Source organism: Klebsiella sp. 2680, assembly GCF_900198535.1.
GTDB lineage: Bacteria > Pseudomonadota > Gammaproteobacteria > Enterobacterales > Enterobacteriaceae > Klebsiella > Klebsiella indica.
In genome coordinates this window covers 1,137,409-1,156,883 of record NZ_FZNJ01000001.1, presented here as the reverse complement: position 1 = coordinate 1,156,883, position 19,475 = coordinate 1,137,409, and the positions used below count along the sequence as shown (strand labels likewise).

Sequence of the window (19,475 nt, the reverse complement as noted above, 5' to 3'; positions counted from 1 at the left end):
CCCCATCCTCTGCGGCCGATCTCCCCGGTGGCGCTGCGCACCGGGGCTACGGATTGGCATGGTCTGCGGTTTTGTTGTCCGGACAGAACCTTAATCCCGATCGATTGCAAACGGCTGCCAGGCCTGACGCACCGGCATCACTTCCACGCGGTTGATATTCATATGATCCGGTAGCGTGGCGATATAAAACATCTGCTCAGCAATATCCCGTGCGCTCAGCGGGGTGGTACCGCGATAGAGATTATCCGATGCCGACTGGTCGCCTTTGGTGCGCACCAGGGTAAATTCCGTTTCGGCAATTCCCGGCGCAAGGTCAGTGACCCGCACGCCGGTACCGAGCAGGTCGCAGCGCAGATTGTAGCTAAACTGCTTCACGAACGCCTTGCTGGCACCGTAGACGTGGCTGCCCGGATAGGGCCATTGTCCGGCGATAGAGCCGATATTGATGATACTTGCGCCCGCACCGTGGTTAATCAGCGTCGGCAGCAGGGCGTGGGTCACGTTGACCAGACCGGTGACGTTGGTGTCGATCATCGTTTTCCAGTCTTCCAGCTCTACTTTTTGCGCTGGCAGCGGCGACAACGCCAGCCCGGCGTTATTAATCAGGGTGGTAATATCGGCGAATTCAGCGGGAAGCGCCGCTACGGCGGCGGCGACCGCGTTGCTGTCACGCACATCGAGTTCGATGATATGCACCGGCACCTGAGACGAGAGTTTATCCTGTAACGTTTTTAACCGCGCGAAACGGCGCCCGCTTAATACCAGCGACCAGCCGGCATCGGCGAAAACCTGCGCCGCCGCTTCACCAAACCCCGAAGTCGCCCCGGTAATAAATACTACTTTACTTGTTGCCATTTCATTCTCCTGTGCAGGTTGTCGTGACCACTATAAAAACGCCGCTCTGCAGGGCACAGGGCCAGTCGGGACGTGGAGATGTGACACCGTGTCACATCATTTTCCACGCACTGGCTCTATCGGTTTTGCTTTGACGCGGCCAATGATGAAGCCAACAACAACGACATGAGAGAGGGCAGGGTATGAAGCTGGCAATACAGAACGAGGTCGCGATAAGTAATGATGAAGTTCGGCAGCTGGATCGCGCCTATGTGTTTCATTCATGGTCGATGCAGGGCAATTTACATCCGCTGGTGATCGCCGGGGCCAAAGGCTGTGAGCTGTGGGATTACGAAGGCAACACTTATCTTGATTTCAGCAGCCAACTGGTGAACGTCAATATTGGCTATCAGCATCCTCGCGTGCTGGCGGCCATGAAGGCGCAGCTGGAAGAACTGGTCACCATCGCGCCAGCGACCGCCAACCTCGCCCGTGGCGAAGCGGCGAAGCGTATTGTCGAACTGGCGCCTGAAGGCTTTAGTAAAGTGTTTTTCACCAACGCCGGCGCGGATGCCAACGAGAACGCTATCCGCATGGCGCGGCTGTATACCGGCCGCGATAAAGTGCTCTCTGCCTATCGTTCCTATCACGGCAACACCGGTAGCGCGATTGCCGCCACCGGCGACTGGCGTCGCGTGCCGAACGAGTATTCCCGCGGTCATGTACACTTTTTCAACCCTTACCTCTATCGCAGCGAATTTAACGCCACGACGGAAGAGGAGGAGTGCCAGCGCGCGCTGGCGCATCTGCGGCGGATGATTGAATGCGAAGGTCCGAGCGCGATTGCCGCGATTTTGCTGGAGTCCATTCCGGGCACCGCCGGGATTCTGGTGCCGCCGGATGGTTATATGCAGGGCGTGCGGGCGCTGGCCGATGAGTTTGGCATTGTACTGATCCTCGATGAAGTGATGGCCGGTTTTGGCCGTACCGGTAGCTGGTTCGCATTTGAGCAGGATGGCGTGGTGCCGGATCTGGTCACTTTCGCGAAAGGGGTTAACGCCGGTTATGTTCCGGCTGGCGGGGTACTGATTAGTGAGCCGATCGCCCGTTACTTTGATGATCACTTTTTTGCCGGTGGCTTGACCTACTCCGGCCATCCGCTGGCGATGGCGGCGATTGTCGCCACCATTGATGCGATGAAAGACGAGAAAGTGGTGGAGAACGCGGCGACTATCGGTAATGAGGTGCTACGTCCTGGGCTGGACGCGCTGGCGGAAAAACATGCGATTATCGGTAACGTGCGCGGTCGCGGATTGTTCCAGGCGCTGGAACTGGTCAGCAGCCGACAGGATAAAACACCGCTGACCGCGGCGGATATGGCGGCGATTAAAGGCGCGTTAACTGAAGCTGGTCTGCTGGCGTTTGTGGTGGAAAACCGTATTCACGTGGTGCCGCCATGCACTATCAGCGCCGAACAGGTGGCGAAAGGACTGGCGATTTTTGACGCGGTATTTGCCCGTTTCGCGAACCTGGCGAAGTAGGGCGTCAGCGCGGGGTGTTTAGCCGGAGGCAATACTGCGCACCTGTTCAGGTTCCCCGATTCCCGGAAGAAGCGCACCCTCTCTCTGTGGAGAGGGTCAGATTGCTGACAAAGTGCGTTTTTCCGGAATTACCCGGCGACGCTTCGCTTGCGCGGGCCTACGAAAAACCCATAACATGATGATATTATTGGTTTTACATGCCAAATAAAGCGATAGCCGCCACCCGGCAGAAATGCGAGCACAATATCTAAATCAGGTTTGTCATCAGCCTCACCCTCTCTCTGTGGAGAGGGTGAGGGGAGCCGGTTAGCCCATCCGGTGTTCGCCATTTACCAGCGCGTTGCGATCAAAGAAGCGCTGAATTACGCCCTCTGCCATAAACGCCGCCCGGTCCGACATATGGGCAATCACATCGGCATCATGGCTGACCAGCAGATAGGTCATCCCATGCTCCTGTTTTAACCGATTGAGCAGATTAAGTATTTCCGCCTGAACCGACATATCCAGCGCCGAGGTCGGCTCATCCAGCAGCAGGATTTTTGGATGCAGTAGCAGGGCGCGAGCGATCGCCACCCGCTGGCGCTGGCCGCCGGAGAGCTGGTGCGGATAACGGCGTGCGGCGTCGGCGGGGAGTCCCACTTGCTCCAGCGCGGTGCTAACCCGCTGCGCAATCTCGTCGAGACCGTGAATTTTCAACGGCTCCGCCAGCGTACGCCACAGCGTGTGATTCGGGTGCAGCGAGGCGTAGGGATCCTGAAATACCATCTGCACGTTGCGCCGTAGTTCGCCCTGAAAACGCGCGCCGGGCGTAATGGCTTGACCAAACAGTTCGACGCTGCCGCGCCAGTCGCGCTGTAGCCCCGCTAACACTCGTAAAATGGTTGACTTTCCGCAGCCGGATGCGCCGATCAGGCTGAAGGTTTCTCCCGCATCAACGGCAAAACGGGCGGCAGACACCGCCGTTTTTTCAGCGAAAACGACCTGGAGATCGTTAAGATTAACGATTGCCATGCGCCACCTCCGTAAAGTCCAGGGTTCTGTCGAGCGTGGGGAGCATCCGGCCATAGGTTTGCGCGTCCGGGCGGCAGGTCCACAGCGTGCGGGTATAGGGATGGGTTGCCGCAGGCAGATCCCGCGCCGCCATTTCATCGACCGTTGTCCCCTGATACATCACCAGCACCCGATGGCAGTGTTCCGCCACCAATGGCAGGTCGTGGCTAATCAAAAGCATTGCCATCTGCCGTTGTTCGCATTGTTCCACCAGCAGTTCGAGGATCTGATTGCGCAGACGGGCATCAAGGGCTGACGTGGGTTCATCGGCAATCAGCACTTGCGGATTGTTGAGCAAGGCGATGGCGATCATCACCCGCTGACCCATGCCGCCGGAGAGCTCTCCCGGATAGCGGTTCAGTACCGGTAAATCGAGGCCGACAGCGGCCACGGCGGCTTTGACCGCATCCAGTCGCCCGCGACGGTTAAGGCGCTGATGTAGCGTTAGCGCTTCCTCCAGTTGGGCCTGAATGCTTTTTACCGGATTGAGCGCATAGCGCGGGTCCTGCAGCACCATGGCGATATCGTTGCCGCGCAGGTTGCGCCAGCCGCGATCGTTGAGGGTTAAGACGTTGCGCCCCAGCACGTTGAGCGTATCGGCGCTTACCACGCCGGGTTTGCGCACCAGCCCCATCAGCGCCCGGGCGGTCATGGACTTGCCGGAGCCGGATTCGCCGACCAGCGCCAGCCGCTCGTTGCCGAGAGTAAAACTTAAATCGTTCACCACCCGTGCGCCAGGATAGTCGATGGCGAGTCCCTTAACGTTCAGTCGGATATCAGTCATGTTGTGGCTCCAGTACGTCGCGCAGGCCATCGCCGAGCAGATTAAACGCCAGGCTGGCGATCAGAATGACGGCGCCAGGAGCGGCCGCGATCCACCACTGGTCGAAAATCACCTGCATGCCGTCGGCAATCATCGCGCCCCATTCCGCCATTGGCGGACGTGCGCCGAGGCCGAGAAAGCCAAGACCGGCGGCGGCCAGAATAATACCGGCTAAGTCCAGCGCCAGGCGGACGATAGCCGATGGCAGGCAGAGCGGCAGAATATGGCCGATCAGCAGTCGCCAGCCGCGAATGCCCATCATCTCCGCCGCCGCCAGATAATCACTGTGGCGCAGGCGCTGAATTTCGCTGCGTGCCTGGCGGGCGTAGGCGGGCCAGGTGGTGAGCGCCAGCGCCAGCGCGCCGTTGACCAGCCCAGGGCCGAGCATGGCGACAAAGGCGAAAGCCAGAATCAGCCTTGGCATCGACATGACAACATCGGTAAAACGCATCAATACCCGTTCGAGCCAGCCGCCGTAATAACCGGAGAGAATCCCCACCAGCAGACCCACGGGCAGAGTAATGACGGTGACCAGCGCCACCAGGCCCAGAGCGGGGCGGGCACCGAAAATCAGCCTTGAAAGCAGGTCGCGGCCATAGCTATCGGTGCCGAGCCAGTGCTGGGCGCCGGGCCCTTGCAGACGCGCGGCGGCATCCTGCCAGTTTGGGTCGAGCGGGGCCAGCCACGGGGCGAAGAGGGCGACCAGCAGAAGCAAGGTAATAATGATCAGGCCGCAAAAGGCGGCAGGCGAGCGGCGCAGACGGTGTAAAAACAGAGTAGTCGGCATCAGCGCACCCTCGGGTCGGTCAACCGCACCAGCAGGTCGGTGAGGTTATTAATCAACACAAAGCTCGCGCCGATCAGCAGCGTGCCGCCCATAATCGCCGTAGTATCCCCGGCAAACAACGCGGTGGTCAGATAGCGGCCAATTCCCGGCCAGGAGAAGACGGTTTCGGTCAGCACCGCGCCTTCCAGCATCGAGGTATACGCCAGGGCGATCACCGTTAACAGGGTACCGCGTATATTCGGCAGCACATGGCGCAGCAGGATGGTCATCTCGCTGGCCCCTTTGGCGCGCGCCAGCAGGATATATTCTTTGTTCATTTCGCTCAGGCAGGCGGAGCGGGTTAAGCGAGTGATACTGGCCAGCGAGTAATAAGCCAGCAGTAGCACCGGTAGCAGCAGGTGTCCGGCGGCATTTTTGAATGCCGCTTTGTCGCCTGAGAGCCAGGTATCGATCAGCGCAAAGCCGGTACGTGGCTCGACGGTATACTGATAAATATCGTCCAGTCGCCCCGGTCCTGGCGTCCACTGTAATTTGGCGTAAAACAGCGCCAGCATCAGCAGACCAAGCCAGAAAATTGGCACCGAATTGCCGAGCAGAGTAAAGGTCCGCATCGCCAGATCCCACGGCGAGCCGACGTAGCGGGCGCACAGGACGCCCGCGATGACGCCAAGCAGCGCGCCGATAATTAGCGCCAGGGTGGCCAGTTCCAACGTGGCAGGGAAGGCGGTGAGCAGATCGTGGAGTACCGGTTGACCGGTGGAACTGGCGATGCCGAGATCGCCATGGGCGAGATTCACCAGATAGTGCCAGAACTGTAGCGGCAGCGGCTGGTCGAGGCCGAGCTGGTGGCGCACCTGGTCATAGGTGGACTGGCTGGCGTGGTCGCCGACGATTTGCAACACCCGGTCAACCGGCGACAGCGCCGAGAGGGCGAAAGTGACCAGCAGGAGGCCGAGCAGGGTCAGCGCCAGCGTCAGCAGTCCCTGAAACAACGCGAGCAGAGAGCGTTTTGCGCGCCGCTCTGCTCTGGTAGGTAAAACAGCAGACATGGTTATTCCGTTGGTAAAAAAGCCGAATTTCCGTGGCCGGGATGTTCCCCCGGATGGCGGCGAACCGATGGCCGCTATCCGGGGTATTTCGGCCAGGACGAAAAGAGTACGTCGCTACTTGGTTACCCGATCATACCAGACCATATCGGCGTTAAGGCCTTGCTGATAGCCCTTCACGTTATCCCGGACCACAATCTGCGTTTTCCCCTGGTCAATAAACACATAAGGAGAGCTGCGCTGTAGCTCTTCCTGCATTTTTTTATACCGATCCAGGCGTTTAGCCGGATCGGGTTCGGCAACTGCCGCCAGGGTCTCTTTATTCAGCGCCGGGATCTGCCAGCCGTTCAGTCCGGCCACGGTGCTGGATTTACCGTCGTTGTAAGCAAAAGCGCTGGCGTTAGAGTGAGCGTCGAAATAGTCCGGTATCCACAGACGAATCGCCGCCTGATGCTGTCTGGCACGCACGCGGGCATACACCTGGCTACCGGCCGCCGGGAGCAGATCCACCTTCACGCCGCCCTGGGCAAAGCTGGCCTGCATCGACTGTGCGATGGTGATAAATGGCGGTTTGTTCTCGACGTCAAGGGTGAAATGCGCATCCTTGATCCCTGCTTTGGCGAGGATCGCTTTGGCTTTCGCCGGGTCGAATTTAAACGGGTTATTATCCAGCGCGCCCGGCAGACCGACCGGCAGGAAGCTCTGGTGGATGAAATACTGGCCCTTCAGCAGATCTTTGGTAATGCCCTCGTAATCCACCAGCCAGCGTGCCGCTTGCCAGAAAGCCGGGTTTTTTAGCAGCGGGTTGGCGCTGTTGCCGGTGTTAAAGACCAGATAGTTCTGTTCGGCGGAGGGGATGCTGAGAACCTTGACGCCCGCTTTACCTTGCAGAGCGGCAATCTGATCGGCGCCGAGGTCACGCGCCACGTCGGCATCGCCCTGCTGGATCAGCAGGCGACGGGAAGCCGGATCGGGCACATTTTTAATAATGATGCTTTTTAGCTTCGGTGCGCCAGTCGGCGTGCTGTCATTGGCTTCCAGTACGATGGCCTGGTGCGGCTGATAGACCCGCATTTTATAAGCGCCGCTGCCCGCAGAGTGCATTTTCAGCCAGCCGTTGCCGAAGTCGTTGTTTTTAGCGTTCGGCGCGACCCGTTTCTCATCCACAATAGAGGCAATTGGCGTGGAGAGAATATTCAGCGCCACCGCCGGGCTGACGTCGGCGGTCCAGTGTACCTCCAGGGTGTGGTCATCCACTTTTTTTAACTGACTGGCGATATTATCCGGCTGCCAGCCGAGCACATTAAGAATAAATGCCGGAGACTTGTTAAGGGTCACCGCCCGGGTGTATGAGAAAATGACATCTTCCGGGCGCAGCGGGTTGCCGGAGGCAAACTTAGCGTCGGGCTTCAGCCTGAAGGTCAGCGTTTTCGCTGCCGGATCTGCCTGCCAGCTTTCGGCCAGAATTGGGGTGATTTTTTCCGGGTTATCGCGATCCGGCTGCACCAGGCGCTGATAGAGGCTCGGTACTGTCTGGATGCTGGAAAGCTCGTTGGCCTCCGCCGGATCGAGGCTGACAATATCATCGAGTCCCTGGGCGACCACAAGGGTATTCGGCGGCGTGGCGGCGTGGACGGCGGCTGATAACGCGGTCAGTACCAGCAGCGGCAGCAGTTTTTTAGTCATGAACGCTTCCTGAAAAGAGTGATTACGATTCTTGATGTTTCGCTACGTTAGGCCGCTTAATCAAAGGCGTAAAGTCAAAATACGGATAAATTTATGCATAAAAGGCATAAACAAGGCCAATACGTTATTAAGGAGAATTGCGCCAGCTGTCTTCCGGCGAATCTTGCTGCCTGAGATAACAAATTAAAACACACGCGGGAGATAGACGTGTGCCGGAGATTAATGCATTTGATCAGCAGGTCAACGATGGCGTCTCTGGCTGGTGGTAGGAAATGGCTGATGGCGATGGCGGGCCAATGACAGGCCTGACCCGGGTTACCAAACCCGCAGAGGGATAATGCCCTCTCCCCATCCGGGAGAGGGGGGCAGCCTTTTAACGCCGTACCGGCGCGCCGTTCGCCACATAATACGCCGCCGTGCTTCTCGGCAGCGGCTGACGGCCGCGAATGGCATCGGCGATTTTTTCGCCAATCATAATGGTGGTGGCGTTCAGATTGCCGGTAATAATTTGCGGCATAATCGAAGCATCGACCACGCGCAGGCCTTCCAGACCATGTACCCGGCCTTCGCCGTCGACCACCGCCATTTCGTCGTAGCCCATTTTACAGGTGCCGCAGGGGTGGAAAGCGGTTTCGGCGTGATTACGTACGAACTCATCCAGTTCGGCATCGCTCTGGCATTCCAGACCGGGACTGATCTCCCGTCCGCGATAGTTATCCAGCGCTGGTTGATTGATGATTTCGCGGGTAATGCGAATCGCATCGCGGAACTCCTGCCAGTCCTGTTCGCAGGACATGTAGTTAAACAGGATGGCCGGATGCTCATGCGGATCGCGCGATTTCAGGCGTACGTGGCCGCGGCTCGGTGAGCGCATGGAGCCTACATGGCACTGGAAACCGTGCTCTTTCACCGCGTTGGAACCGTTGTAGTTAATCGCCACCGGCAGGAAGTGGTACTGAATATTTGGCCACGCAAACTCTTCGCGGCTGCGGATAAAACCGCCCGCTTCGAACTGGTTGCTGGCGCCGATGCCGGTGCCGCCGAACAGCCATTCGGCGCCGATTTTCGGCTGATTCCACCACTGTAACGCCGGGTAGAGCGACACCGGCTCTTTGCATTCATACTGCAGATACATCTCCAGATGATCCTGCAAATTCTCGCCAACGCCGGGCAGCGCGTGAACCAGCGGAATATCGAACTGGCGCAGCAGTTCCGGGTTGCCGACGCCGGAGCGTTGCAGGATCTGCGGCGATGCAATGGCCCCCGCGCAGAGCAGCACCTCTTTATTGGCGGTGGCTTTGGACGGTGCGGCGCTGTCGCCCTCCAGCCACTCCACGCCCACTGCGCGCTTGCCGTCGAAAATAATATGATCGGTCAACGCGTGGGTGCGGATGGTCAGATTGGGGCGCTTGCGGGCCTGGTCGAGGTAGCCGCGAGCGGTACTGGCGCGGCGGCCCTGCGGCGTCACGGTTCGATCCATCGGACCAAACCCCTCCTGCTGATAGCCGTTAAGGTCATCGGTGCGTGGATAACCAGCCTGCACGCCGGCTTCCACCATCGCGTGGAACAGCGGGTTATTGCCCTGCTTTGGCGTGGCGACGCTCACCGGGCCATCGCCGCCGTGGTAGTCGTTCGCACCGATATCGCGGGTTTCCGCTTTGCGGTAGTAGGGCAGGCAGTCAAGATAGCTCCACTGCTCCAGTCCAGGCGCGCTGGCCCAGTTGTCGAGATCCATGGCGTTGCCGCGGATATAGCACATGCCGTTAATCAACGAGGAACCGCCAAGGCCTTTACCGCGCCCGCACTCCATGCGGCGGTTGTTCATATACGGCTCGGGTTCGGTCTCGTAGGCCCAGTTATAGCGTCGTCCCTGCAGCGGAAAGGCCAGCGCGGCAGGCATCTGGGTGCGGAAGTCGAAACGATAATCCGGCCCGCCCGCTTCCAGCAGCAGAACGCTGGTGTGGGGATCTTCTGTTAATCGTGTCGCCAGTACGTTGCCGGCGGAACCGGCACCGATAATGATGTAGTCAAATTGCAAAAATGGCCTCCTGGTTAAAATATGGATTGAAACTGACCCATCTCAACCTGGATGGATTTTACCTGGGTGTAGCTGTGGAGCGTCTGGACGCCGTTCTCGCGGCCTATGCCGGAGTGTTTGTAGCCGCCGACCGGCATCTCCGCCGGGGATTCGCCCCAGCTGTTGATCCAGCAGATCCCGGCTTCAAGCTGATGAATCAGACGGTGGGCGCGGTTTAAGTCCGGGGTGACGACACCGGCGGCAAGACCATATTCGGTGGCGTTGGCGCGGCGGATCACTTCTGCCTCATCGTCGTAGGTCAGAATTGACATCACCGGGCCGAAAATCTCTTCACGGACGATGGTCATCTGGTCATGGCAGTCGGTAAATACCGTCGGCGCGACCCACGCGCCGTGGTCAAATCCTTCGCCTTTCAGCACATCTCCGCCGCACAGCAGGCGCGCGCCTTCTTGTTTGCCGCTCTCGATATAGCGCAGCACGTTGTCGCGATGCGGGAAGCTTACCAGCGGGCCGAAGTTGGTGTTTTCATCAAACAGATCGCCGGGGCGAATACGCGCCACGCGGGCCTGGATTTTCTCTTCAAAAGCCGCTTTAAAGCGCGCCGGAATAAACACGCGGGTGCCGTTGGTGCAGACCTGACCTGAGCTGTAGAAATTAGCCATCATCGCGATGTCGGCGGCGAGGTCGAGGTCGGCATCTTCACAAACGATCAGCGGTGATTTGCCGCCCAGCTCCATAGTCACTTCCTTCAATGATGACGAGGCGGAGTTAGCCATTACTTTTTTGCCGCTGGCGACGCCGCCGGTGAAGGAGATTTTGGCGATATCCGGATGTTCGGTGAGATACTGACCGGTTTCGGCGCCGTGGCCCGGCAGAACATTAAACACGCCCTCCGGAAGTCCGGCTTCGCGGTAGATTTCCGCCAGCTTCAGGGCGCTGAGCGGGGTGACTTCGCTCGGCTTAAAGATCATCGCGTTACCGGCCGCCAGCGCCGGGGCTGATTTCCATAAGGCTATCTGGATCGGGTAGTTCCAGGCGCCGATCCCGGCGACCACGCCCAGCGGTTCGCGACGGGTGTAGACGAATGCGCTGTCGCGCAGCGGGATCTGGCTGCCTTCCAGCGCCGGAATAAGGCCCGCGTAATACTCCAGGACGTCAGCGCCGGTGGCGATATCCACGGCGGCGGTTTCGCTCAGCGGTTTCCCGGTATCGAGGGTTTCCAGACGCGCCAGTTCATCGTTACGATCGCGCAGGATATCGACCGCTTTACGCAGAATGCGCGAGCGTTCCATCGCGCTCATTGCTGCCCAGATTTTTTGCCCTTTTTGGGCGCTTTTTACCGCCCGATCGACATCTTCGCGCCCAGCGGCCTGGACGGTTGCCAGAACTTCCCCGCTGGCGGGGTTGATGGTCTCGAAGGTTTTACTGCTGGTGGCGGAGACATAACCACCATGGATATAAAGCTGCTGTTCGGCCATTCGGGACATGGGTCCTCCATTATTGAGAAGTCAGTGGCAAATATTGGCTGATGAAGTGTCCGGCGAGCGTTTCGGCGCGGGCTTTATCCAGCGGTTTACCGCTCAGCGCCGCGCGTAGCCACAGCCCGTCGATCAGTGCGGCAAGGCCATAACCTGCTTCTTGTGCCGCTTCGCGCGGCAAAACGCGCTGAAATTCATAAACGATGTTCGACAGCAGACGCCTGCTGCTGACCTGCTGCAGGCGATAGAGCATCGGTTGATGCATGCTGCTGGCCCAGAAGGCAAGCCAGGTTTTCATCGCCGCGCCGCTTATCTGGCTGTCGTCGAAATTGCCGGCCACGATGGCGCGCAGTCGTTCAGAGGGGGCGGCGTCGGGCAGGGCGCGCAGGCGGCTTAGTACCGCCTGACGTAGCTGACCGGTGATATCACGCATCGTTGCTTCCAGTAGCCCGTTCTTATCCTTGAAATAGTGGCTGATGATGCCGGTCGATACGCCAGCCCGCCGGGCAATCTGTGCGATGGTGGCATCATGCATACCCACTTCATTGATTGCGGCCAGGGTGGCGTCAATTAATTGCCGCTGCCGTATCGGTTGCATCCCCAGTTTGGGCATTTCTCAGACTCCATTCATCAGATTTGTTTATCTATTAAAGCGGTTTTTGATTGGACGTTCAATATAAAATGTGTCTTAATTGTTGCGGATTTTGATTCTAATAGTTGCAAAAATAGTAAGGAGAATGGATGACAGACCTTTCGCCGAGCAGAGAAAAGGACAAAATCAATCCGGTGGTTTTTTACACTTCCGCTGGACTGATTTTGTTGTTTTCCCTGATGACTCTCTTCTTCAGTGATTTTTCCGCGGCCTGGATTAGTCGTACCCTAAACTGGGTGTCGAAGACCTTTGGCTGGTACTACTTGCTGGCCGCGACGCTGTATATTGTGTTTGTCGTATGCATCGCCTGTTCGCGCTTCGGTTCGGTGAAACTTGGGCCGGAGCACTCAAAGCCGGAGTTTAGCGTATTAAGCTGGGCGGCGATGCTGTTCGCCGCCGGTATCGGTATCGATCTGATGTTTTTCTCCGTTGCCGAGCCGGTGACCCAGTATATGCAGCCGCCGGAAGGGGCGGGGCAGACCATGGAAGCGGCGCGCCAGGCGATGGTGTGGACGCTGTTTCACTACGGGTTAACCGGCTGGGCGATGTACGCCCTGATGGGGATGGCGCTGGGATACTTTAGCTATCGTTATAATTTGCCGCTCACCATTCGCTCCGCGCTCTATCCTATCTTCGGCAAAAAGATTAATGGCCCTGTCGGTCACAGCGTGGATATCGCCGCCGTCATCGGCACAATTTTTGGTATCGCCACCACTCTCGGGATTGGCGTGGTACAACTTAACTACGGCCTGAACGTGCTGTTTGATATTCCGGATTCGCTGGGAGCGAAAGCGGCGCTGATCGTGCTGTCGGTCATTATCGCGACCATTTCAGTGACCTCCGGGGTCGACAGAGGCATTCGTATTCTTTCCGAGCTTAACGTGGTGCTGGCGCTGGGGCTGATTCTGTTCATTCTGTTTATGGGCGATACCGAGTTTTTGCTCAATGCGCTGGTCCTTAACGTGGGCGACTATGTGAATCGTTTTATGGGCATGACCCTGAACAGCTTCGCTTTTGACCGCCCGGTGGAGTGGATGAACAACTGGACGTTGTTCTTCTGGGCGTGGTGGGTGGCGTGGTCGCCGTTTGTTGGCCTGTTCCTGGCGCGTATTTCCCGCGGGCGCACCATTCGCCAGTTTGTGATGGGCACGTTGATTATTCCGTTCACCTTTACCCTGCTGTGGCTGTCGGTGTTCGGCAACAGCGCACTGTATGAAATTATCCACGGCAATGCGGATTTTGCCGCAGAGGCAATCGCTCATCCGGAGCGTGGCTTCTATAACCTGCTGGCGCAGTATCCGGCGTTTACCTTTAGCGCATCGGTGGCGACTATTACCGGTCTGCTGTTTTATGTCACTTCCGCCGATTCCGGGGCGCTGGTGCTGGGCAATTTCACTTCCAGGCTGAAGGATATCAACAGCGATGCGCCAAACTGGCTGCGGATTTTCTGGTCGATGGCCATCGGCTTGCTGACTCTGGGCATGTTGATGACCAACGGGATTTCTGCCCTGCAGAACGCGACCGTGATTATGGGGCTGCCGTTTAGTTTCGTGATCTTCTTTGTGATGGCGGGTTTGTATAAGTCGCTGAAGGTGGAGGATTATCGCCGTGAGAGCGCTAACCGCGACACCGCTCCGCGTCCGCTGGGCGTGCAGGATCGTCTGAGCTGGAAGAAACGCCTGTCGCGCCTGATGAACTATCCCGGCACTCGCTATACCCGACAGATGATGGAGACGGTCTGTTTCCCGGCGATGGAAGAGGTGGCGCAGGAACTTAAGCTGCGCGGCGCTTACGTCGAGCTGAAAAGCCTGCCGCCGGAAGAGGGCGATAATCTCGGCCATCTCGATCTGCTGGTGCATATGGGCGATGAGCAGAACTTTGTTTATCAGATCTGGCCGCAACAGTATTCCATTCCGGGCTTCACCTACCGGGCGCGCAGCGGGAAGTCGACCTACTATCGTCTGGAGACTTTCCTGCTGGAGGGGAGCCAGGGTAATGATCTGATGGATTACAGCAAAGAGCAGGTGATCACCGATATTCTTGACCAGTACGAGCGCCATCTTAACTTTATCCACCTGCATCGCGAAGCGCCGGGCAACAGCGTGACCTTCCCTGGAATGTAGGTAGGCTAAATGTTTTCTGAAAGTACTACTGTACTGGCTAAATAAACCGTGGGATACGCAGGGAAGCGTATGATGGCGGTGGGTGCCTGAGGCTTTCTGCGTTCAGGCTTTAGGTGAGGATTCAGAAAGACGAAGCCCCAGGAGATGTTACCATCAACCTGAGGCCTACAATCCAAACCCATCACGCTGGATAGTAGCCTCTTCTTCGCATGGAGGCAACGAGATGCTGACAAAATACGCCCTGGTGGCGGTCATCGTGTTGTGTTTGACTGCGCTGGGGTTGACGTTAATGGTGCGCAACTCGCTGTGTGAGCTGAGTATCAAAGAGCGTCGTATGGAGTTTAAGGCGGTTCTCGCTTACGAAACGAAGAAGTAGCCGGTATGCGGGGAGCGATCCCCGCTTATCCGCAGGCTGGGTAAGGAACCTTAAGGGACCTTTTTTATTCGCTAATTTTTTGCTGTCGAGCCATTTCAACCGCGGATTGCCATTCATGCCAGCGTTTTTGCAGTCTGTTGTGGCGAACCATATCGGGCTGGAAGCTGATATGTTCCGGGAGAAACTGCCGGAGCGCCGGTGTGGCAATGTTTAGCAGGGCTTTGCGCGCCAGCAGAGCCGCTCCCATGGCAGAGAGCTCCGCCACATCGCTGCGCATTACCGGACAGCCCAATAGATCCGCCTGATACTGCATAAGCCAGTCATTTTTTGTTGGCCCTCCATCTACCATTAATGCGCTCAGGGTAAAATCGGAATGCTGGCGCATCGCCATAGTCACATCTGCAATCTGATAAGCAATAGATTCCAGCGCAGCTCTGACAAGATGAGCGCGTTTAACGCCACGACTGAGCCCACGAATTACACCGCGTGCGTTTTCATCCCACCATGGCGCACCAAGCCCGGTTAACGCAGGAACAAAATAGACCCCCAGCGTCGAGTCAATTGAACGGGGGAGCAGGTTTAACTGCTGCGTCAGGTCGTCGGAAGATAGCTGATCCAGGCCTGTGCTCTCCACCATCCAGGCGACGGCATCCCCGGTATGCGGGATATTCCCTTCGAGCCCGTATACCAGACGATCGCCGTCGTGCCAGGCCACCGTAGTCGCCAGGGCATTAACGTCACATTGCGCAGAGTTGACGGGAGCCATCACTGAAGAACCGGTACCGTAGGTCGCTTTCACACAGCCCTCGGAACCAAGACCGTGGGCAAACAAAGCCGCATGGGAATCACCGATCATCGCCATCAGAGGAATACCATCCGGGATCCCAGGGCATCCGCATGTGTGGCCGAATAACCCGCTGGAGGGGCGAATGGTAGGAAGCGCACAGCCCGGGATTGAGAACAAGGCAAGCATACCGTTATCCCAGTCTGCGGTATGGAGATTGAAGAGTTGGGTTCGCGAGGCGTTAGAAAAATCACAGTTGAAGGCGTGCCCTCCGCTCAGATTCCATAACAGCCAACTATCGACCGTTCCCAGACAGATCTCCCCTTTTTCGGCTAATTCGAAACCGTTTGGGACAGATTCCAGTAACCAGCGCATTTTAGAGGCAGAGAACAGAGGCGCAATCGGGAGACCGGTTACTGCTTTGATTTGCGCCTCTGCACCCTGTTGGCGGAGCGACTGACAAAAGGCGGCGGTACGTGAACACTGCCAGGTAAGAGCCGCCGCGAGAGGGCGTCCGTTGCAGCGATACCAGCCAACAACGGTCTCGCGTTGGTTACTGATAGCCAGCGCCGCGACATTATCCGCCCCGACGGCGGCGATCGCCTGCGATATAACATCAATAGAGGCGTCAATCAACAATTCTGCAGGTTGTTCCACCCATCCTTCCTGGGGAGTACTGATCGTCAACCCTCGGGAGAACGATGCCAGTACTTTGCCATGCGCATCCAGTGCAACGGCTTTAGCATTGGTTGTACCCTCATCAAGGGCGATGATGATCTCTTTGCTGGCCATATTCGCCTCACTGATGCCAATAGGTATTAACCCCAAGGTAGCGGGTAAAGGCTTCATGCAGAATTTCCGCGCTCGCTGAATGATTCATTGCCACATGATGCTCAAAACCGTTGCGGCAAATCCACGACAGTAGTTTTTCAAGCTGTGGAACCTGGATTACCGCACGGCAGCCAACGGTATCCAGAGGATCGTCAACTGACTGACCTTCACCAACATAGGCTTTGATCTCGCCCGTCAGATCATCTGTACTCATACGGAAATAAGTCAGTGCGCCGCTCTTCATTCGGCCATGTACCGCACCGCAGGTGTTCTCTTTACCCACCGTGGTGCCAATAATATCGGCGGTACCCATGTGTGGCGATTCGAGGCTGGCGGCAGCAAAGTTACCGCAGTGGAACAGGACGCATTTGTCGCGATCGTCGCCAAAATTATTGTTCCAGTCGGCAATAGAAGCAGGACTCAAATTGCTGCTGGCTAGCGCATACATCGACAGCGCCCCCATTACGTCAACCTCACAGGCGCTTGGCATCAGTTGCCCGGACATGACGCTCATTATTGAACAGACGTTAATACCTAAGTTTTCCTGCAGGGAAGTCCAGCACTGGATGGCGGTGGTGTCGATATCGTTGGTGACGACCCATTCACTGATAACGACGAAAAGTTTTGCCATCATAACCAGTTTATCGGCTGAGATTGTGCTGGCGTCAGCGTTATCCAGCAGCAGGCGGCGTTTCTCATCAACGCGAATATCGTCATCCCGCAAAAGTTTGATGCGGGTGAAGACTTCAGATAAATCCAGAGTTTCAACGGCGATACCCAGGCGTTCCAGCAATTTTTCGCTATAGCGAACGGTATTGAAACCCGCAGGACGCGCACCGATTGCACCGACACGTACTGTGCGCATGCTATTTACTACACGGCAAATTTGTTCAAAGCGTTTAAGGTCTTTTTCAAACACTTCACCGCTGAGGGCGCAAACATGCTGGCTTGTCAGAGTGAATGGGATACCGTACTGGCGTAGGTTATTACAGAGAGAAATTTTTCCACAGAAACTGTCACGGCGGGTTGCCAGCCCCATTTTGTCGAGATTATCCTCTTCCGCCTGAATCAGAACAGGAACATTGAGTCCGGAAAGGCGCAAGGATTCTGCCACTGCTTTTTCGTCGCCAAAATTGGGAAGCAGTACGACAACGCCATGGATCTCATCGCGATGGGCACGGAATAACGCCGCACAAATTTTGGCATCCTGGCGAGTCTCGACGCCGCCTAATTCTGTCTGGGTGTCATTAAGAATAATTGTATTAATGCCCAGTCGTTCAAAAAGAACCGTTGCGTGTTGGCGCGCCTCTGCAACCAGATAACTCGGGAAAAAGCCCCGGTTACCAATAATGACGCCCATAGTCAGTTTCTGCGGAATTCGGGACATTGTTCATTCTCCAGTAAGATATTCAGTCTTGTTATTTTTTGTCGGTCTGTGTGAGGTACAGATCTGTTGCATTCTTTACGATGCCGGCGGCATCAATTTCATGATATGCGCGTGTGGCTGTACGGTCGGCAGCAATTGCATACCCGCCATTCGGGATCCCGAGACGACGCAGAGGAATTGAGCAACCGGCTTCGGCGAGGACTTCCGCGACCAGACTGCCAATACCTCCGTTGATGTTATGCTCTTCTACACTCACCACGGCCTGATGCGGTTTAAGGATTTCCAGCAGCTGGACAGTATCGCAAGGTCGAATAGACGGGACATTGATAACCGTGGCATCGATTCCGTTTTCTGCCAACTGAGCTGCAGCAGCGACGATTTCATGAACGGTTGAGCCCATTGCCACCAGCGCGACATCACTGCCTTGCCGCAGGACGTTAATTTTTCCGGGCACGAACTGATAGTTGCCATCATGTAATTCCGGCAGAGCTTTACCATCCAGACGGATATACACCGGACCGACATGTGCCAACGCATAATCAATAATTTGCCGACACTCAATTGGGCTGGATGGTGCATAAATTTCAATGTTGCCGAAACCACGCATAACAGAGATGTCATCAATACTGTGGTGCGTACTGGCTAATGGGCCGTAGCTGGCCCCGGCGTTGAGGCCAAATAATTTTACGTTGGTATTGTTGTAACAAATATCGACTTTAATCTGTTCGTTGGCGCGAGAGATTAAGAACGGCGCAGCATTACAGGTGACGGCGACTTTTCCGCCCAGCGCCAGGCCAGCGGCTGCGCCAACCAGCGTTTGTTCCGCGATGCCCACGTTAACAAGACGGCCCGGAAACCTTTTCATAAAGGGTGAAATTTTTGCTGTTGAAGTCGAATCAGCGACAACAGGCGTCAGGTCCACGCCGCGATCCACAGCATCAATAAAGGCATTTACCATTACGGTGGCGAGATGTTCGCTATTACTCATCTTTCAGTTCCTCCAGCGCCAGTTCAATTTCTTCGCCTTTAGGTACGCGATGGTGCCACTCCGGGCGTCCCTGTATAAAGGAAACTCCTGCGCCTTTGGTCGTATGCGCAATAATAACGTGCGGTTTACCGTGAGGATGAAGGCTTTCCAGCGTGCTCACGACATCGGCCATGTCATTACCTTTACATTCCGTTACTTCCATACCAAAAGCCCGCCATTTTTCGTCCAGCGGGTCGGTATTCATAATGTCTCTGGTTGCTCCTGCCAACTGAAGGTTATTTTTATCGTTAATAATAAAAAGATTATCCAGTTGATAGTGGGCTGCGACCAGTGCGGCTTCCCAGTTGCTGCCTTCGGCCAGTTCGCCATCGCCGGTTACGACGAATACCCGACGATGGCTGTTATTGCGTTTTGCCGCCAGCGCGATGCCGACAGCGACGGGTAAACCATGCCCCAGAGCACCGGTATTGAGTTCAATACCGGGCGTTTTGTGACGCACGGGGTGGCCAGGAAGGTGAGATTCAGCGTGCTGATAAGTGGCGAGCCACTCTGTCGGGATAAAACCTGCTTCAGCCAGTACGCAGTAGTAGCCTCCTGCCGCATGCCCTTTGGACTGGATATATATGTCCCGCTCTTCGCTATCTTTGAGTTCAGGAGAGCAGTTCAGAATACGGAAATATAAAGCGGTAAGTAGCTCAACCTGTGAAAGGTCTGCTCCGGTATGGCCGCCTGCCGGGCTTTCAGCATTTAACACAATGATACGGCGACGGATAGATCGTGCTTTCTTTTCTAACTCCTTAATGGAGAGCGAAAACGGATTCATAGGATACCTCTTGAATTTAAATTCTATAATGAATAAATATTCAATCAGGATGAAAAAGAGCATAGGATGTTTTGATTGAGCTAAACATCAGGCAAAACAAACGATTATTTATTGCTCTGAATATATATTCATAACTGATTTATTATTCATATGTGTAAGATATGCCCTGTTAAAGGGTTTGTCTACGACTTGTACAGGCTATTTTCTAAAAAAAGAGAAAATGATCAC

16 protein-coding genes are annotated in these 19,475 nt (G+C 56.2%); 3 read left to right on the top strand and 13 right to left on the bottom strand.

Features of this window, described 5'->3' with window-relative positions:
- Window positions 1-90: 90 nt before the first annotated feature.
- Window positions 91-855, bottom strand: coding sequence for an SDR family NAD(P)-dependent oxidoreductase (locus tag FN037_RS05530; protein WP_142501699.1), 765 nt, complete (start codon window positions 853-855; stop codon window positions 91-93).
- Between the two features lie 182 nt (window positions 856-1,037).
- On the opposite strand from FN037_RS05530, the gene FN037_RS05525 reads away from it, so the two are divergent.
- Window positions 1,038-2,375 (top strand): aspartate aminotransferase family protein, encoded by a 1,338-nt coding sequence (locus tag FN037_RS05525; protein WP_138359060.1) that lies wholly within the window; start codon window positions 1,038-1,040, stop codon window positions 2,373-2,375.
- Window positions 2,376-2,681: 306 nt separating this feature from the next.
- Here FN037_RS05525 and FN037_RS05520 read toward each other — a convergent pair whose 3' ends face one another.
- The 8 genes from FN037_RS05520 to betI form a co-directional block, all read right to left on the bottom strand.
- Complete coding sequence (locus FN037_RS05520; protein WP_138359058.1) at window positions 2,682-3,386, bottom strand: ABC transporter ATP-binding protein; 705 nt, start codon at window positions 3,384-3,386, stop codon at window positions 2,682-2,684.
- A complete protein-coding gene (locus FN037_RS05515) occupies window positions 3,373-4,209 on the bottom strand; it encodes an ABC transporter ATP-binding protein (protein WP_142501698.1) in 837 nt (278 codons plus the stop codon). The genes FN037_RS05520 and FN037_RS05515 overlap by 14 nt, the downstream gene beginning before the upstream one ends.
- A complete protein-coding gene (locus FN037_RS05510; protein ID WP_138359054.1) occupies window positions 4,202-5,035 on the bottom strand; it encodes an ABC transporter permease in 834 nt (277 codons plus the stop codon). The genes FN037_RS05515 and FN037_RS05510 overlap by 8 nt, the downstream gene beginning before the upstream one ends.
- Complete coding sequence (locus tag FN037_RS05505) at window positions 5,035-6,084, bottom strand: ABC transporter permease (protein ID WP_241675606.1); 1,050 nt, start codon at window positions 6,082-6,084, stop codon at window positions 5,035-5,037. The genes FN037_RS05510 and FN037_RS05505 overlap by 1 nt, the downstream gene beginning before the upstream one ends.
- A gap of 114 nt (window positions 6,085-6,198) precedes the next feature.
- On the bottom strand, window positions 6,199-7,767 hold the full coding sequence (locus tag FN037_RS05500) for an ABC transporter substrate-binding protein (RefSeq protein WP_142501697.1): 1,569 nt from the start codon (window positions 7,765-7,767) through the stop codon (window positions 6,199-6,201).
- A 373-nt stretch (window positions 7,768-8,140) separates the two neighbouring features.
- A complete protein-coding gene (betA, locus tag FN037_RS05495; RefSeq protein WP_138359050.1) occupies window positions 8,141-9,805 on the bottom strand; it encodes a choline dehydrogenase in 1,665 nt (554 codons plus the stop codon).
- A gap of 14 nt (window positions 9,806-9,819) precedes the next feature.
- Entirely contained in the window at window positions 9,820-11,292 is a 1,473-nt protein-coding gene (betB, locus tag FN037_RS05490; protein ID WP_142501696.1) for a betaine-aldehyde dehydrogenase, read from the bottom strand.
- A gap of 10 nt (window positions 11,293-11,302) precedes the next feature.
- Window positions 11,303-11,896, bottom strand: a complete 594-nt coding sequence (gene betI, locus FN037_RS05485; RefSeq protein WP_138359046.1) for a transcriptional regulator BetI — start codon at window positions 11,894-11,896, stop codon at window positions 11,303-11,305.
- A 128-nt stretch (window positions 11,897-12,024) separates the two neighbouring features.
- On the opposite strand from betI, the gene FN037_RS05480 reads away from it, so the two are divergent.
- Window positions 12,025-14,058: a choline transporter gene (locus tag FN037_RS05480; protein ID WP_142501695.1), complete on the top strand. Its 2,034-nt coding sequence runs from the start codon at window positions 12,025-12,027 to the stop codon at window positions 14,056-14,058.
- 223 nt (window positions 14,059-14,281) lie between these two features.
- Window positions 14,282-14,434 carry a Hok/Gef family protein gene (locus FN037_RS05475; protein ID WP_142501694.1) on the top strand — a complete coding sequence of 51 codons (153 nt, stop codon included), beginning with the start codon at window positions 14,282-14,284 and terminating at the stop codon, window positions 14,432-14,434.
- A 64-nt stretch (window positions 14,435-14,498) separates the two neighbouring features.
- Here the strand turns inward: FN037_RS05475 and FN037_RS05470 are convergent, their stop codons facing one another.
- From FN037_RS05470 to FN037_RS05455, 4 genes are read right to left on the bottom strand one after another with little or no spacing between them, the layout of a single operon-like run.
- Window positions 14,499-16,010, bottom strand: coding sequence for an FGGY family carbohydrate kinase (locus FN037_RS05470; RefSeq protein WP_142501880.1), 1,512 nt, complete (start codon window positions 16,008-16,010; stop codon window positions 14,499-14,501).
- Between the two features lie 7 nt (window positions 16,011-16,017).
- Window positions 16,018-17,436, bottom strand: coding sequence for an L-fucose/L-arabinose isomerase family protein (locus tag FN037_RS05465; RefSeq protein WP_142501693.1), 1,419 nt, complete (start codon window positions 17,434-17,436; stop codon window positions 16,018-16,020).
- 31 nt (window positions 17,437-17,467) lie between these two features.
- On the bottom strand, window positions 17,468-18,424 hold the full coding sequence (locus FN037_RS05460; RefSeq protein WP_138359038.1) for a transketolase family protein: 957 nt from the start codon (window positions 18,422-18,424) through the stop codon (window positions 17,468-17,470).
- Window positions 18,417-19,247 (bottom strand): transketolase, encoded by an 831-nt coding sequence (locus FN037_RS05455; RefSeq protein WP_138359036.1) that lies wholly within the window; start codon window positions 19,245-19,247, stop codon window positions 18,417-18,419. The genes FN037_RS05460 and FN037_RS05455 overlap by 8 nt, the downstream gene beginning before the upstream one ends.
- Between the last annotated feature and the right edge of the window lie 228 nt (window positions 19,248-19,475).